A 15,322-nucleotide genomic window follows, 5' to 3' on the forward strand; every position below is an offset into this window, starting at 1 on the left:
ATGAATACTGAACATTACATAAGTAATGTTTGAATTGACTGTGCTGAATCTTTCGATTCAATGGTCACTTCGTTTCATTGAAACCTAATTTGATACCGAGGTATCTAATTGGATTATCATCAACGAGTGCCCACACAGATTGATAGGTCTATATTTTTAAAGAGCTTGCTTATCGAGAAGTTTTTCTCTCAAAGCGGAGGTGCATTCTAACGAGATAATTGAGAGTGTCAAACACTTTTTTCAATTTATTTTCTCAGAAGCTTTTCACCTCTCCGAATCTGCTGAAGCCTTATCGCGTCTGCCGTGTCGGTGGATGCGCATTATAGGGAACTCTGATCCGTTCGCAACCCTTTTTTGAAAAAAAATGGAAAAAACTGACTGTTCGATGACTATTTCATCAAAAAAGCAAAAAAGAGGGTAAAAAACCCTCTTTTTCTGCCTCAAAAGCCGTATTTAAATGAATGCGTACGCGTCTGCGAACATACGTTCACTCTTCGCTTTCTTGTTCTGAGTGAACTGTTCACGTGCTGCGCCAGCCATTTCGAAACGACCTGCAATATAGATATCGTAGTTTTCTAAGCTTTCGAAATCTTCGCTCACCGCTTGTAGCACGTTACCAACTTTACCTTGCCAGTCTGCTGGCGCTTCTTCTACTACTGGCACAAAGTGAACATTAGCAAACTTGTCGGCAATCTCGACCAGCTCTTCTTTAGCGTACAGCTGGCAGTTATCGCGCGCCCCCCAGTATAGGTAAATAGGGTTGGTTTTGTTCTGTGCAACACAGTGATCTAGAATTGAGCGCACGTAACTAAAGCCTGTACCACCAGCAATCAATAATAGTGGGCGTTCGCTTTCTTCTTGAACCCAAGCATCACCATGTGGAGCATCAATCTCGATATGACCATCTGTTTCTAATGCCGCTTGCATTGCTTCAACGACTTCTAGCGCATAAGCGTTGTGTTCCGCCGCACCGATATGCAGTTCAAGTTCACCTTCATGACGACATGGACTGCTCGCAATCGAGAAAGGACGTTTGTCTTTTTCACCCATCACAACCATGAGGTACTGACCTGCTTTAAAAGGTACAGGTGATTCTGGGTGAAGAAGGATTTGATAAGTATTACAAGCTAACGGCTGAATAGACTTTACTTTACATTGGATGGTCATGGTGTTCCTCTCGCTTACTCGTCAAAAGTAAGCACTAAATTACTTTCTGTATAGGCTTGGCAAGGGAATATCCAACCTTGCTGTTGCTCTTTTTCGGTTAGCATAGGTTCGAGGTGATAGCTCACCTCGCCCGTTAGCTTTTTACACATGCACATGGCGCAAGCGCCAACTTGGCAACGATGTGGGAAGCGAATATTGTTGTTGAGCGCAGCTTCCAACACCGTCTCCCCTTCTTTTACTTGGAACGTAACGTCCATTGGTAGAAGGTGGACTTGATGACTCATAGAATACCTAACTGGTCCCAAATCTCATCGACTTTAGCCACAAGTTTAGGATCTTTTTTGATAGGCGTACCCCACTCGCGCATGACTTCGGATTCGAACTTGTTGGTCGCATCCAATCCTAATTTGGATGAACTAGCAGTCTTACTATACACTTGAATAGTATCTCTATCTGGATCCATTCGGGTTGTTACAGCCCAAATGATGTCATTCCAATCTCGTGCATTAACGTCATCGTCGCACAAGATAATGAATTTGTTATCCGTGTGCTGAGCAAAGAAGTCCCACAGGTATTCCATCAAGGCTTGCGATTGACCAGCTTGGTCTTTCTTCATGGTCACAACAGCGAACTGGTTATTTGCTGTTGCAGGTAGATAGATATCGACAATCTCAGGGCGTTGCTGTTTCAACTCGTTCAGCTCTGTTTCGGTAATCGCTATGCTGTCTCGCTCAGTGACCTCGGTTCGCGTCGCTAGCTCGGCATCCCATTTAATGGTTGCATCTAGCCCCATCTTGGATCCAAGACCAACCACTGGCGAAGCAAAATCTAGAGAGTCGATTGGCGTGTTATCTATCATCAAGGTATCACGCACAGGATCCATATGCTCTGACATGGCTTTCACGACATCATTCCAATCTCGTGCGTTTACCGATTCATCGCACACAATAACAAACTTGGTATACATGAATTGGCGTAAGAAAGACCACACGCCCATCATTACGCGCTTGGCATGTCCTGGGTACTGCTTCTTCATGGTGACGACTGCCATTCGGTACGAACAACCTTCTGGCGGCAGATAGAAATCTTCAATCTCTGGGAATTGCTTTTGCAGAATCGGCACAAACACTTCGTTTAATGCCACACCCAATACAGCTGGTTCATCTGGCGGACGACCAGTGTAGGTGCTGTGATAAATAGGATCTTTACGCATAGTAATGTGCGTAATGGTGAATACGTGGTGCTTTTCTTTTTCGTTATAGTAGCCAGTGTGGTCACCGTAAGGACCTTCATCAGCAAACTCGTTTGGGTCGATATAGCCTTCCATCACGATTTCCGCGCTCGCTGGCACTTCCAAATCATTACTGACTGACTTCACGACTTCAGTTTTGCTTCCACGCAACAAACCTGCAAATGCGTATTCCGATAGCGTATCTGGCACTGGTGTTACCGCGCCAAGAATGGTAGCTGGGTCTGCACCAAACGCGACCGAAACTGGGAAAGGTTTACCTGGATTGGTTTCCATCCAATCGCGCAGGTCGAGCGCACCACCTCGGTGAGCTAACCAACGCATGATGATTTTGTTCTTGGCAATTTTCTGCTGACGATAAATGCCTAGGTTCTGACGTTTTTTGTTTGGACCTTTGGTTACGGTTAAGCCCCAAGTAAGCAGCGGCGCAACATCTTCTGCCCAACAGCTCATTACCGGAACCTTATCCAAGTCAACTTCATCACCTTGCCAAACAATGTCTTGGCATGGTGCTTTACGTAAACGCTTAGCCGGCATGTTCAATACTTGTTTGAACACAGGCAGTTTTTCCAACGCGTCTTTGAAGCCTTTTGGTGGCTCAGGTTCTTTTAAATAAGCCAGTAGCTTACCGACTTCTCTTAATTCTTTAACGTCTTCGCGTCCCATACCGATTGCGACGCGCTCTGGCGTACCAAATAGGTTCGTCAAAACAGGCACGTCGTAGCCGATTGGGTTCTCAAACAACAATGCAGGACCACCAGCACGCAAGGTGCGGTCACTAATTTCTGTCATTTCGTAAGCGGGATCGACGGGGTGAGTGATGCGTTTAAGTCGACCTTTCTGTTCTAGGTGGTCGATAAATTCGCGTAAATCCTTAAAACTCATAGGTCTTCATGCTGGCTGATTAAACTGTCCGCAGTATAACAAATAGGAGGACGCTAAGATCCTCCTATTTTGTGTGGGTATGTGAGCTAGGTTACTTCAATGATAACAATGCGAAGAAACGGTCTTTTAAAGTGTCATCACTTCAAGAATTCCTGAATCTGTCGCGCTTTTACTTGGCGATTACTTGAAACAAGCTCTTCTAACCACGATTGATGCCCCTGTTTTGCTAGCTCTCTCGCAACTAGAGTCGCTTCTTCTGAGAGCGCCATCTTAGCAACGAGGAACTGTTTTACGTCTTGAGAGAGTGGATTGGATCTCGTGAGCAGTTCAATAGCATAAGGTTTTAAGGTCGGATTGACCGTAGAATTCATCAATTGTTGTAATGAGAACTCATCACTAACCTCAGCAAGCCTTTCTAGCTCAGCTTGGCTGTTGTAATCCGCACGCATTCGCCAAAGCAGATCATACATTGCCTCATTTTGGCTAACTTGCGCCAAACGCACCACAACGGCAGTGGATGGTAACCAGCTCGTTACGTTTGCATGGGTCAATTGTTTGGTTAGCGCCTCAAGTGCATCGGGCGATAGGCTATCTAACTCACGTATAAGTAGCGCTTCTCTGGTTTGTACATGTTGCGAAGTGCCTGTTAACCAATCTTTTAGGTTAAGTTCTTGGCGCTCTGCTGCTAGTACAAACTCCAACGTGCTTTGGTCTTGTTTCCAACGTTTAATCAGACGACTCGCAATAGAGGGAAAGTTAAACGCAGGCACAGTGAATTCGTAACCATCACCACGCTCTAAAACTTGGTAAGTTGGGGTGATACTAATTTGGGATTCGACAAAAATCGCCATTCTCGGCGTAAGGATGATTTCTTGTTGCTCTAGTTTTTCGAGCAACAGAAAACGAACGACTTCTTGTTGAGGAAAAGCCAGTCGGTCGAGAGCAAATTTGAGAGAGTCGACCTCGTCTCTGACTGCATAATCGAGCAATTCAGATACTTTGGTCTGTATATGGGTATCCTGAAGCCACTGCTCTACCACGGTCTCCTGCATTTCCTTAGCAGATAAAGTCACGGGTAGCGTGATAAGTGACAAGCTCAGGAGTAATGACGACAACATTCCTTGTTGCATGTTAACCTCCCGATAACATTTTCTTCATTCTGATACTTCTATCGGGAGAAAGCAATAAAAAAGCCACCGATATACGGTGGCTTTTCGCAGAATTACTTATCTGAGACTATTGGCGACGCATTGCATCAAAGAATTCGTCGTTAGTCTTCGTCATCGCTAGCTTGTCGATTAGGAATTCCATTGCATCGATTTCACCCATTGGGTGAACAATCTTACGTAGAATCCACATCTTCTGAAGCTCTTCATTCTTAGTTAGAAGCTCTTCACGACGTGTGCCACTGCGGTTGAAGTCAATCGCTGGGAATACACGCTTCTCTGCGATCTTACGGTTCAAGTGGATTTCCATGTTACCTGTACCCTTGAACTCTTCGTAGATAACTTCATCCATCTTCGAACCAGTATCAACTAGAGCAGTAGCAAGGATAGTTAGGCTGCCACCTTCTTCTACGTTACGCGCTGCACCGAAGAAACGCTTAGGACGGTGTAGTGCGTTTGCATCCACACCACCAGTTAGTACTTTACCTGATGAAGGGACTACGGTGTTGTATGCACGAGCTAGACGAGTAATAGAGTCAAGCAGGATAACCACGTCTTTCTTGTGTTCAACAAGACGTTTTGCTTTCTCGATTACCATTTCCGCTACTTGTACGTGGCGAGAAGCTGGCTCATCGAACGTTGACGCTACTACTTCACCTTTAACTAGACGCTGCATCTCTGTCACTTCTTCAGGACGTTCGTCGATTAGAAGTACCATCAACTCACACTCAGGGTGGTTGTATGCGATGCTTTGAGCGATGTTTTGCAGAAGCATTGTCTTACCCGCTTTAGGCGGAGCAACAATCAGACCACGTTGACCTTTACCAATTGGCGATGCCAAGTCTAAAACACGTGCTGTGATGTCTTCTGTAGAACCGTTACCGCGCTCCATAACCATACGCTCGTTAGCGTGTAGAGGCGTTAAGTTCTCGAATAGGATCTTGTTACGAGCGTTGTCTGGTTTGTCGTCGTTTACTGTGTTGACTTTTAGCAGGGCAAAGTAACGCTCACCGTCTTTTGGTGGACGAATCTTACCAGCAATTGAGTCACCAGTACGTAGGTTGAAACGACGAATCTGACTTGGTGAAACGTAGATGTCGTCTGGACCAGCAAGGTATGAGCTGTCCGCACTACGTAGGAAACCAAAGCCGTCTTGCAGAATCTCCAGAACCCCATCGCCAAAGATGTCTTCGCCGCCTTTCGCGTGCGCTTTAAGAATTGCGAAGATGATGTCTTGTTTTCTTAGACGAGCTAGGTTCTCAAGACCCAGGCTTTCGCCAAGCTTTACAAGGTCAGACACAGGTCTGTTCTTCAGTTCAGTAAGATTCATGGTGGTGGATGCTTGTTTAGTCAAAATAAGATCTGTTTTCTAGTTAAGATGGATTTGGTCTCAGGATCGACCAAGAAGAGAAATTTGTTCAATTAACGCGCGATAAGTTAGCACTAATTAATATTCTAGTCCAGAGTTAGAAAAACAAAACCGCGCATTGTCATATTGCACGGTTTTGTTTGTAATCACTTAGTGATTATAGGTTTGCGTCTAGGAACTCTTTTAGTTGAGTCTTAGACAAAGCACCAACTTTCGTTGCCGCTACGTTACCGTCTTTAAATAACAGTAGCGTTGGAATGCCGCGAATACCAAACTTAGGTGGTGTACCTGCGTTATGGTCAATGTTTAGTTTACCGATAGTGAGTTTGCCTTCGTACTCGTCAGCGATTTCGTCCAGGATAGGAGCGATCATTTTACAAGGACCACACCATTCTGCCCAAAAATCAACTAGAACCGGGCCTGCAGCATTGATTACATCGTTTTCAAAACCGTCATCAGTAAGCTGCAAAATCTTATCACTCATCTTCCACTCCAATGTGTTTTTCGAAACTGGTTGGATGATAACCAGTAAATAGATGCCCTATTGGAATGTATTTACTTTCTTATTGCAAGCTTTAGCTGATATTCTATCGCTATGAAAAAGACGCATATCACAGAGCAAAAGTTCGCCGATTTGGGTTTAAAGCCCCAAGTTATTGAAGGATTGGACAAAAAAGGGTTCGAATATTGTACCCCTATCCAAGCCTTGGCGTTGCCGGTACTGCTCACCGGCCAAGACATTGCAGGCCAGGCCCAAACGGGTACTGGTAAAACCCTCGCGTTTCTTACTGCTACCTTCAACCACCTTCTAACGACACCAGAGCACGAAGGTCGCAAGCCAACTCAGCCGCGCGCGATCATTATGGCGCCAACGCGTGAGCTAGCGATTCAGATCTTTAACGATGCTGAACCTTTGATTGCTAGCACGGGTCTTAAAGCCGCTTTAGCGTACGGTGGCGAAAGCTACGACAAGCAACTGGCAAAACTGCAAGACGGCGTAGACATTCTTATCGGCACTACAGGCCGTATCATCGACTTCTACAAGCAACGCGTATTCAACCTAAACAACATTCAAGCGGTTGTTCTGGATGAAGCGGACCGTATGTTTGATCTTGGCTTTATTAAAGACATTCGTTTCTTGTTCCGTCGTATGCCTGAGCCAAAAGAGCGTTTGAACATGCTGTTCTCAGCAACATTGTCTTATCGCGTACAAGAATTAGCTTTCGAACACATGCACAATCCTGAGCATGTTGTGGTTGAGCCAGAGCAAAAAACGGGTCACCGCATCCAAGAAGAGCTTTTCTACCCTTCTAATGAAGACAAGATGGCACTGCTTCAAACTCTTATTGAAGAAGAATGGCCAGACCGCGCGATCGTTTTTGCTAATACGAAGCATAAGTGTGAGTCGATTTGGGGTCACCTAGCAGCAGATGGTCACCGTGTGGGTCTACTGACTGGCGATGTACCACAGAAGAAGCGTGAAAAGATTCTTGAGCAATTCACTCGCGGTGAAGTTGACCTACTAGTCGCAACCGATGTTGCTGCTCGTGGTCTTCATATTCCTCAAGTAACACACGTATTCAACTTCGACCTACCGGATGACTGTGAAGATTACGTTCACCGTATCGGTCGTACTGGTCGTGCTGGCGCAAGTGGTCACTCTATTAGCTTTGCTTGTGAAGATTACGCAATCAACTTGCCACCAATCGAAGAATACATTGAGCACGCAATCCCTGTTTCTGATTACGATGCCTCGGCTCTAATCCAAGACTTGCCTGCACCACTTCGTATGCGCGCGCCTCGTACTCAACAACGTCGCACCAATACAGGTGGCACTCGCTCTGGTAACCGCAAGCCGCAAGGACGTCGTCCTCGTCAGCCGCGTCAATCAGCGCCAAAACAATCATAAAAGGAAACTGAAGTCGTTTATGAGTCAAGCAGGATCATCACCGCTATACGCCGCCATCGACCTCGGGTCGAACAGTTTTCACATGCTCGTTGTGCGTCACATCGATGGCAGCGTTCAAACTATGGCTAAAATTAAGCGCAAAGTTCGTCTAGCCGCGGGCTTAGATGAACATAACTCTCTTAGTATGGAAGCTATGCAGCGAGGATGGGACTGCTTAAGTCTATTTGCAGAACGCTTGCAGGATATTCCTAAACAGAACATCCGTATTGTGGGTACCGCGACATTGCGTACCGCGACCAATGTGGATGTTTTTCTAGAGAAGGCGAACCAAATTTTAGGTCAGCCTATCGAAGTGATTACCGGCGAAGAGGAAGCCGCCACTATATATAAAGGTGTTGCTCACACCTCAGGTGGCAGCGGTCGTCGCCTTGTGGTCGATATCGGCGGTGCGAGTACCGAACTGATTATCGGCGAAGGTTTCGAAGCCAAAGCTCTGACCAGTCTAAAAATGGGCTGTGTCACTTGGTTAGAGAACTTCTTTAAAGACCGCCAATTAAATGCACGTAACTTCGAAGCCGCAATTGAAGGCGCGAAGCAAACTCTGATGCCAATCTTAGAACAGTACACCGACCTAGGTTGGGATGTGTGTGTTGGGGCATCGGGTACCGTTCAAGCACTACAAGAGATAATGCTAGCGCAAGGTATGGACGAAGTAATTACTCACTCCAAACTTAAGCGTCTACAAAAGCAGGCGATGCTTGCTGATCACTTGGAAGAGCTTGATATTGAAGGTCTGACCCTAGAGCGAGCTTTGGTGTTCCCAAGTGGCTTATCTATTTTGATTGCGATCTTTGAGCTACTAGAAATCGATGCCATGACACTGGCTGGCGGCGCACTACGTGAAGGCTTGGTGTACGAGATGGTTGACGAACTTCGTCAAAACGACATCCGTGCACGCACCGTTTGTAGCGTACAAAACCGTTACCAGCTAGATTGCCAATACGGCGAACAAGTTGCAAAACTTGCGGGCAAACTGCTTGAGCAAGTTGGCGGTGAAGCTTGGGTTGCAGAACCTCAGGGTAAAGTCCTGCTGGAAACAACAGCCAAGCTGCACGAAATCGGTCTAACTATCGACTTCAAAAAGGGCGGTGAGCACAGCGCTTACCTGCTACAGCATCTGGATTTGCCTGGTTACACCCGTGCGCAGAAGTTCTTTATCGGTGAAATTGCTCGCCGTTACCGTGAACAACTGACGTCACTGCCTGAGCAACATGCCCTTTCAGGCACGAGTGGTAAACGCGTACTGCGCCTATTGCGTCTTGCGGTTTTACTCAGCCACCGTCGTAATCCAGCTCTAGAGCCATGTGTGACTCTCACTGCGGAAGGCGACAAACTGACGCTCAACATTGATGCGAAGTGGTTAGAGGCAAACCCATTGACTGCGGCTGAATTGGAAATTGAATCCAACCGTCAAACAGACATTGGTTGGCCGTTAAGTATTGTGACTTGTTAAATCTCACGATGACTTATTACTTGGTTAAAGGTCCCTATTGGGACCTTTTTTATTACTCCATTTTTACCTTTGTACAGCTTAGGGAGCTTTTGGACACCCATGATCTAATTACTCCCCACGCTGTACAAAACGCTCTAAACCCAAGTAAACAGGCACAAAAAAGCCGCTTGATTTGAGCAAGCGGCTTTCGGGGTTCCCACTGATATTAAGACTGAACGCTTGTCGTCACCTTAAAATCAGGGTTCACCGCAGTCAGCTTCTTAATGAGGTAATTCAGTAATACGCCGTACATAGGAACGAACAGACCAAGACTGATAATCAGTTTGAAGCCGTAATCCACCAGCGCGATTTCCGTCCAATGCTCCGCCATAAATGGATCTGGGCTTTGGTAGAACGCAATGGCGAAGAAAGCGATGGTATCAAGTGCATTACCGAAAAGCGTTGAACACGTTGGTGCCACCCACCATTGCTTCATTTGACGTAGGCGGTTGAACACGTGCACATCCATGATCTGACCAAGTAGGTACGCCATGAAGCTAGCAATCGCGATACGAGCAACGAATAAGTTAAATTCCCCTAGGTGACCAAAACCTTGGAATTGACCTTCGAAGAACACCACCGATAAGAAGTAAGACACTGCCAACGCAGGCAACATCACTAAGAAGATGATCTTACGCGCCAACTGAGCACCGAAAATACGCACGGTTAAATCAGTCGCTAAGAAGATAAATGGGAAAGTGAATGCACCCCAAGTGGTATGGAAACCGAAAATAGTAAACGGTAGCTGAACTAGGTAATTGCTAGATGCAATAATGACTAGGTGGAATAGAACCAGATAGATAAGGGCGTTGCGCTGCTGCGCAGGGGTAAAGTTACTCATGCGATACCTTTTTAGTTTGGTTTGGGGGTGAGGGAACCCAAATCGAGCCACTGAATAAAGTGGCTCTTACCAACAATGTAAAATGAAAAATAAACTGGCTTGGCTCTTTCTGAGCAAAGCGGTGGGCGATTATACATTAACCACTTTCCGCCGCAAGCCGTCTGTTTTGCGCAAACGTTTGAGCATAAAAAAGGGTGTTTCATGTGAAACACCCTTTCTAGAAAAATTCTATTTTTAGAAGCCGCGTTGAAACAATCCTGCGAGATAATCCAGCTCTTCCCTGCTCTCTTCAATCGCTAGGGCTTCAAACCAAATCGCTTCGCTGTAATGCTCTGCTTTCATAAACAGTCGGCAACCTTCAAAGTCGATCAACCAAGAGTGAATGTCCGCATCCCACTGCTTTTCCACCACAGTAGCGGAAAGCAGTCCGACTAAACGCTCACCTAAAGCAGGAAAGCTATCAAGGTCAAAGCTCGGCGCGGTAATGATTAAGCGCCCTTCTTGTGCCATGTAGTCCGCTAAGCCAAATTCCTTTTGCATCTTGGTTCCTTATCCGTGGTGAGTAATGTGTTCTTGAATCAAATCGAGGAATGGATCGGCGTACTTCTCCAGTTTGCGCTGACCAACGCCGCTGACTGCCAGCATTTCGCCGTAAGACGTTGGCAGAATTTCCGCCATATCAATCAGAGTAGCGTCACTGAAGACCACGTATGGTGGCAAACCATCTTCATCAGCAATCGACTTACGCAGCTTACGTAACTTGGCAAACAGCTTCTTATCGTAATTCTTGCTGGTCAGTTTATCTGACTTCGCCGCACGTGCTGCGGTGTCTAAACGCGGAACTGCTAACTCCAGAGTCACATCGCCACGCAACAGAGGACGCGCCTCTTCGGTAAGTTGCAGCGTTGAATTGCGTGTGATGTTTTGGAACAACAACCCTTTGTGGATCAATTGACGGAAGATACTCACCCAGTAATCGTGGCTGTGATCGCGCCCTATCGCGTAGGTAGAAATCTTATCGTGCCCGTTTTCACGTACACGAATGTTTTGCATGCCACGTAGCACTTCTACCACGTAGCCCATACCAAAGCTCTGATTAACACGATACACACAAGACAACGCCTTACGCGCTTCTTCCGTGGCATCAAAGTGTTTCGGTGGATCTAAGCAAATATCGCAGTTGCCACATGGCTTCTCACGATACTCACCAAAGTAATTCAATAGCACCTGACGACGACAAGTCTGCGCCTCAGCAAAGGCACTCATCGCATTCAGTTTGTGGGTTTCCACCTGCTTCTGTGGACCATCGTCTTTCTCATCCAACATACGGCGCAGCCAACTGATATCCGCCGGGTCATACAACATCATGGCTTCCGCAGGTAAACCATCACGCCCTGCACGACCGGTTTCCTGATAGTAGGACTCGATATTGCGCGGGATATCAAAGTGAACCACAAAGCGCACGTTTGGTTTGTTGATGCCCATACCGAATGCCACGGTCGCCACCACGATTTGGATATCATCGCGTTGGAAAGCTTCTTGAACGTAAGCGCGCTCATCGGCATCCATACCTGCGTGATAACCAGCCGCACGAATGTGGTTGTTGCACAGCTTCTCAGTCACCATCTCAACTTTCTTACGGCTACCACAATAGATGATGCCGCAATTACCTTTTTGAGTTTCAAGATAACGAACGATTTGCGAAACCGGCTTGTGCTTCTCAACTAAGTTGTAGCGAATGTTGGGACGGTCGAAGCTGCCTAGGTAAACCTCTGGATTATTCAGTTGCAGACGCTCAAGAATATCTCGGCGCGTTGCGTCATCCGCCGTCGCCGTCAGCGCCATAAATGGCACATGGGAAAACTGCTGCTTAAGTTGACCAAGCGCAGCGTATTCTGGACGGAAATCGTGTCCCCACTGGGAAATACAGTGTGCTTCATCGACAGCAATCATCGATAGCGGCAGGTTTTCCAAGCGCTCAATGAAGTCACGCATCAATACGCGTTCTGGCGAGACGTACACCAACTTAAGATGACCAGTGTGCATGCGGTTATACACGCTGAGCAGCTCTTCACGAGGCATAGTCGAGTTAATGCACTCAGCCGCTACACCGTTGGCTTTAAGCTGGTCCACTTGGTCCTTCATCAGCGAGATAAGCGGAGAGATCACCAAAGTAATGCCAGAGCGAACCAAAGCAGGAATTTGATAACACAGCGACTTACCGCCACCAGTAGGCAGGATAACTAAGCTGTCGCGACCTTCTACCGCGGCGTCAATCACCAACTGCTGACCATCACGGAACTCTTGGTAACCAAACACATCCTCCAACACACGTTGAGGCGTTACAGGCGAGTCTGATTGTTCGGCTAACAAGGTAGAGGTCATGAAAAATCTCAGATTGGGTCTTAAAAAGAGGTGCTTATGCATGCCACTAGCACGCAAAGTGAGGGCACATTGTAATGGGGTTTCATGGTGAATAAAACCGCAAATTGTTAGGTGATTCAGCTCACGACTCGTATACTGATTTTCTGCTCTATAAAAACTCAATTAGGTGACATCCCATGACACCAGAAGAACAACAACGCTCACGGCAAGGCGTCTTGCTTGCTATTGGCGCGTACACCATGTGGGGCATCGCACCCATTTACTTCAAATCGATTGCTGAAGTCTCGCCACTAGAGATCTTAAGCCACCGAGTGATTTGGTCTTTCTTTTTGCTAGCCGCACTCCTCCATTTTGGTCGCCATTGGCGCTCGGTTCGCGACATCATTAAAAACAAAACCAAGATGATGTTTCTGGTTTCTACTGCCATTTTGGTCGGTGCAAACTGGTTGATCTTCATTTGGGCGGTCAACTCGAACCACATGCTCGATGCCAGCTTAGGTTATTACATTAACCCACTGATCAACGTCTTACTCGGGATGGTCTTCCTTGGCGAGCGTCTACGTAAGCTTCAGTGGTTCGCGGTTGTCCTTGCTGCTTGTGGCGTATTAGTTCAGCTGATCGTCTTTGGCTCGGTGCCTGTGGTCGCTATAGCGCTGGCAATGAGTTTCGGCTTTTATGGCTTGCTGCGTAAGAAAGTCAGTGTGGAAGCACAAACCGGACTGTTTATTGAAACCTTGGTGATGTTACCTGCTGCAGCAATTTACTTGCTGTTTATTGCGAGTTCACCGACGTCCAACATGCTAGATAACCCAATGCAGCTGAATACCTTGTTGATTGCTGCTGGCGTGATCACTACCCTGCCGCTACTGTGTTTTACTGGCGCAGCAACCCGTCTAAAGCTATCGACGTTGGGCTTCTTCCAATACATTGGTCCAAGTCTGATGTTCTTGCTTGCGGTGCTGATCTACGGCGAACCGTTCACCAGCGATAAAGCCATCACCTTCGCCTTTATTTGGGGCGCCTTGGTGGTATTTAGCTTTGATGGTCTGCGTAATAACCGCAAGTCACGCAAAGCGGCTCGTGCTGCCTGATCGTTTTTTACAAGACATTTAAGAAATTGATGGATAAGCTTGGTCATAATGTGACCAAGCTTTTTTTATTTAATGGAACATATTCAGTACTACGCAACCGACCATGACAACTTGAGTCTGATAGAGGCGAAATACCAGAAATTTGCTTTTCAAAGGCATTACCATCTGGATTTTCATCTCGGTCTGATCACGCATGGCGCGCAGAAGTTCCAATACCAAGGTAACAGCCACCAAGTTGGTCACGGGCAAATTGTGATTATGCCACCGGATGAGCTGCACGACGGGCAATCTAAGCTCGAAAGTGGCTACGAAGTAAATGTGTTTGCGATCGAACCTCACCTATTGAACGATCTGGCTGATCTTAAGCAAAACGGTCAAATAATACACTTCAACGAGCTGATCATCTCGGATCCACAGATATTTTCACAACTTAGTAACTTACATGGGCTACTTCGTCGTGAAAACCTCAGCCAACTCACCAAAGATTGCCTTCCTTTTGAAGGATTTAACCAGCTTTTTGATCGCTACGGATCGCTTGAGCGACAAAAAGTAGTACCACTTGGGAATCAATCGCTTGGAACGTTAAAAGATTATCTAATGGCGAACCTCGACCAAGCGGTGCGTTTGGATTCACTTTCAGAGCTGTGCCAACTGAGCCCAACTCAGTTCCAGCGCCACTTTAAAGCGCAAACCGGCATGACGCCTTATGCATGGTTCGCACGCCTGCGCCTCGAACAAGGCATGAAGTTACTACAATCAGGTCAATGTGGTACCGACGTCGCCCATCAGATCGGTTTCTACGATCAAGCGCATTTCAGCAAAGCGTTTAAACAGACCTACGGCGTTTCCCCTTCTCAAGTGACTCGTTAATTTCATTTACCGAGAAAGCTGTCAGTTTTTTACAAGCGCCACAGGTGACTTGCCACGACAATAGCCGCATTGGTTATATTTGAGATGTGTTATGAATGAATCCACCATATTGCTGACGCTCGCCAGCATTCACTTTATTGCCCTAATGAGTCCCGGTCCCGACTTTGCGTTGGTTGTACAAAACGCGACGCGTCATGGTCGTCAAACTGGCTTGTACATTGCGTTGGGATTGTCTGTCGGTATTTTGCTGCACTCTTTGTTCAGCCTGACAGGCGTGAGTTATATCGTCCACCAGCACCCAGTGTTGTACTCGGTGGTGCAACTGCTCGGTGGTAGTTACCTGCTCTATTTAGGTATTGGTGCATTGCGCGCCGTGATCTCGATGATCAAAAACCCGCTGGCGGATCAACCTAAGAAGCAAAACAACCTAGTGATCAGCAATAAGCGTCAGGCATTTGCGAAAGGATTTGCGACCAACATTCTTAACCCGAAAGCCTTGGTGTTCTTTATCAGTTTGATGTCGAGCTTAGTCCCTGCAGGTATGTCGATCACTGGCAAAGGTATTGCTTTGGTCATCTTGTTTGGCTTGTCGCTATTCTGGTTCTCTAGCCTTGCATGGATGCTGTCGACACAGCGCTTACAACGTAAATTGCAACAAGCAGGCATCTATATCGACGGTCTGTGTGGCGTGGTATTTACTCTCGTGGGCGGCAGTATTTTGTACCAAACCATCAGCACTTTTATCGGATAAAGTACTGATTTAAAAGCGTAGCACAATCGACATTTCTAAGATTGCTGACTCGACGTGACTCTTCATGACTGCCAAGCTGAAAGCACA

At 46.6% G+C, this 15,322-nt stretch carries 14 protein-coding genes; 5 read left to right on the plus strand and 9 right to left on the minus strand.

What is annotated here, in order from left to right; translation table 11 throughout:
• Positions 1-453: 453 nt before the first annotated feature.
• The 6 genes from fre to trxA form a co-directional block, all read right to left on the minus strand.
• The gene (gene fre, locus MHO32_RS22725) at positions 454-1,167 is read right to left on the minus strand and encodes an NAD(P)H-flavin reductase (protein ID WP_009696790.1); all 714 of its coding nucleotides are present in this window, start codon (positions 1,165-1,167) and stop codon (positions 454-456) included.
• Between the two features lie 14 nt (positions 1,168-1,181).
• Positions 1,182-1,451 carry a 2Fe-2S iron-sulfur cluster-binding protein gene (locus MHO32_RS22730; protein WP_009696789.1) on the minus strand — a complete coding sequence of 90 codons (270 nt, stop codon included), beginning with the start codon at positions 1,449-1,451 and terminating at the stop codon, positions 1,182-1,184.
• The gene (ubiD, locus tag MHO32_RS22735; RefSeq protein ID WP_239214201.1) at positions 1,448-3,301 is read right to left on the minus strand and encodes a 4-hydroxy-3-polyprenylbenzoate decarboxylase; all 1,854 of its coding nucleotides are present in this window, start codon (positions 3,299-3,301) and stop codon (positions 1,448-1,450) included. Before ubiD ends, MHO32_RS22730 begins: the two co-directional genes overlap by 4 nt.
• A gap of 137 nt (positions 3,302-3,438) precedes the next feature.
• The gene (locus tag MHO32_RS22740) at positions 3,439-4,431 is read right to left on the minus strand and encodes a hypothetical protein (RefSeq protein ID WP_050925780.1); all 993 of its coding nucleotides are present in this window, start codon (positions 4,429-4,431) and stop codon (positions 3,439-3,441) included.
• A 106-nt stretch (positions 4,432-4,537) separates the two neighbouring features.
• Positions 4,538-5,797: a transcription termination factor Rho gene (gene rho, locus MHO32_RS22745; RefSeq protein ID WP_005440042.1), complete on the minus strand. Its 1,260-nt coding sequence runs from the start codon at positions 5,795-5,797 to the stop codon at positions 4,538-4,540.
• A gap of 196 nt (positions 5,798-5,993) precedes the next feature.
• On the minus strand, positions 5,994-6,320 hold the full coding sequence (trxA, locus tag MHO32_RS22750; protein ID WP_004745500.1) for a thioredoxin TrxA: 327 nt from the start codon (positions 6,318-6,320) through the stop codon (positions 5,994-5,996).
• Positions 6,321-6,431: 111 nt separating this feature from the next.
• Here trxA and rhlB point away from each other — a divergent pair, with 111 nt between their 5' ends.
• The gene (gene rhlB, locus MHO32_RS22755) at positions 6,432-7,745 is read left to right on the plus strand and encodes an ATP-dependent RNA helicase RhlB (protein WP_005451190.1); all 1,314 of its coding nucleotides are present in this window, start codon (positions 6,432-6,434) and stop codon (positions 7,743-7,745) included.
• Between the two features lie 19 nt (positions 7,746-7,764).
• Positions 7,765-9,258 carry a guanosine-5'-triphosphate,3'-diphosphate diphosphatase gene (gene gppA, locus MHO32_RS22760; RefSeq protein ID WP_005451193.1) on the plus strand — a complete coding sequence of 498 codons (1,494 nt, stop codon included), beginning with the start codon at positions 7,765-7,767 and terminating at the stop codon, positions 9,256-9,258.
• Between the two features lie 205 nt (positions 9,259-9,463).
• Here the strand turns inward: gppA and MHO32_RS22765 are convergent, their stop codons facing one another.
• The 3 genes from MHO32_RS22765 to recQ all read right to left on the minus strand — a co-directional run bounded on the left by MHO32_RS22765 (position 9,464) and on the right by recQ (position 12,523).
• Complete coding sequence (locus MHO32_RS22765) at positions 9,464-10,138, minus strand: 7-cyano-7-deazaguanine/7-aminomethyl-7-deazaguanine transporter (protein WP_005378770.1); 675 nt, start codon at positions 10,136-10,138, stop codon at positions 9,464-9,466.
• A 234-nt stretch (positions 10,139-10,372) separates the two neighbouring features.
• Positions 10,373-10,678, minus strand: coding sequence for a DUF3630 family protein (locus MHO32_RS22770; protein ID WP_005378772.1), 306 nt, complete (start codon positions 10,676-10,678; stop codon positions 10,373-10,375).
• Positions 10,679-10,687: 9 nt separating this feature from the next.
• On the minus strand, positions 10,688-12,523 hold the full coding sequence (gene recQ / locus MHO32_RS22775) for an ATP-dependent DNA helicase RecQ (protein ID WP_005451195.1): 1,836 nt from the start codon (positions 12,521-12,523) through the stop codon (positions 10,688-10,690).
• Positions 12,524-12,699: 176 nt separating this feature from the next.
• Between recQ and rarD the strand changes: the two genes are divergently transcribed.
• From rarD to MHO32_RS22790, 3 genes are all read left to right on the plus strand, one after another.
• Positions 12,700-13,614, plus strand: a complete 915-nt coding sequence (gene rarD / locus MHO32_RS22780; RefSeq protein WP_005440031.1) for an EamA family transporter RarD — start codon at positions 12,700-12,702, stop codon at positions 13,612-13,614.
• A gap of 72 nt (positions 13,615-13,686) precedes the next feature.
• Positions 13,687-14,484, plus strand: a complete 798-nt coding sequence (locus MHO32_RS22785; RefSeq protein ID WP_239214204.1) for an AraC family transcriptional regulator — start codon at positions 13,687-13,689, stop codon at positions 14,482-14,484.
• A 91-nt stretch (positions 14,485-14,575) separates the two neighbouring features.
• The gene (locus MHO32_RS22790; protein ID WP_005440026.1) at positions 14,576-15,235 is read left to right on the plus strand and encodes a LysE family translocator; all 660 of its coding nucleotides are present in this window, start codon (positions 14,576-14,578) and stop codon (positions 15,233-15,235) included.
• Positions 15,236-15,322 lie beyond the last annotated feature (87 nt).

The organism is Vibrio sp. MMH1-50, from assembly GCF_022347645.1.
GTDB lineage: Bacteria > Pseudomonadota > Gammaproteobacteria > Enterobacterales > Vibrionaceae > Vibrio > Vibrio harveyi.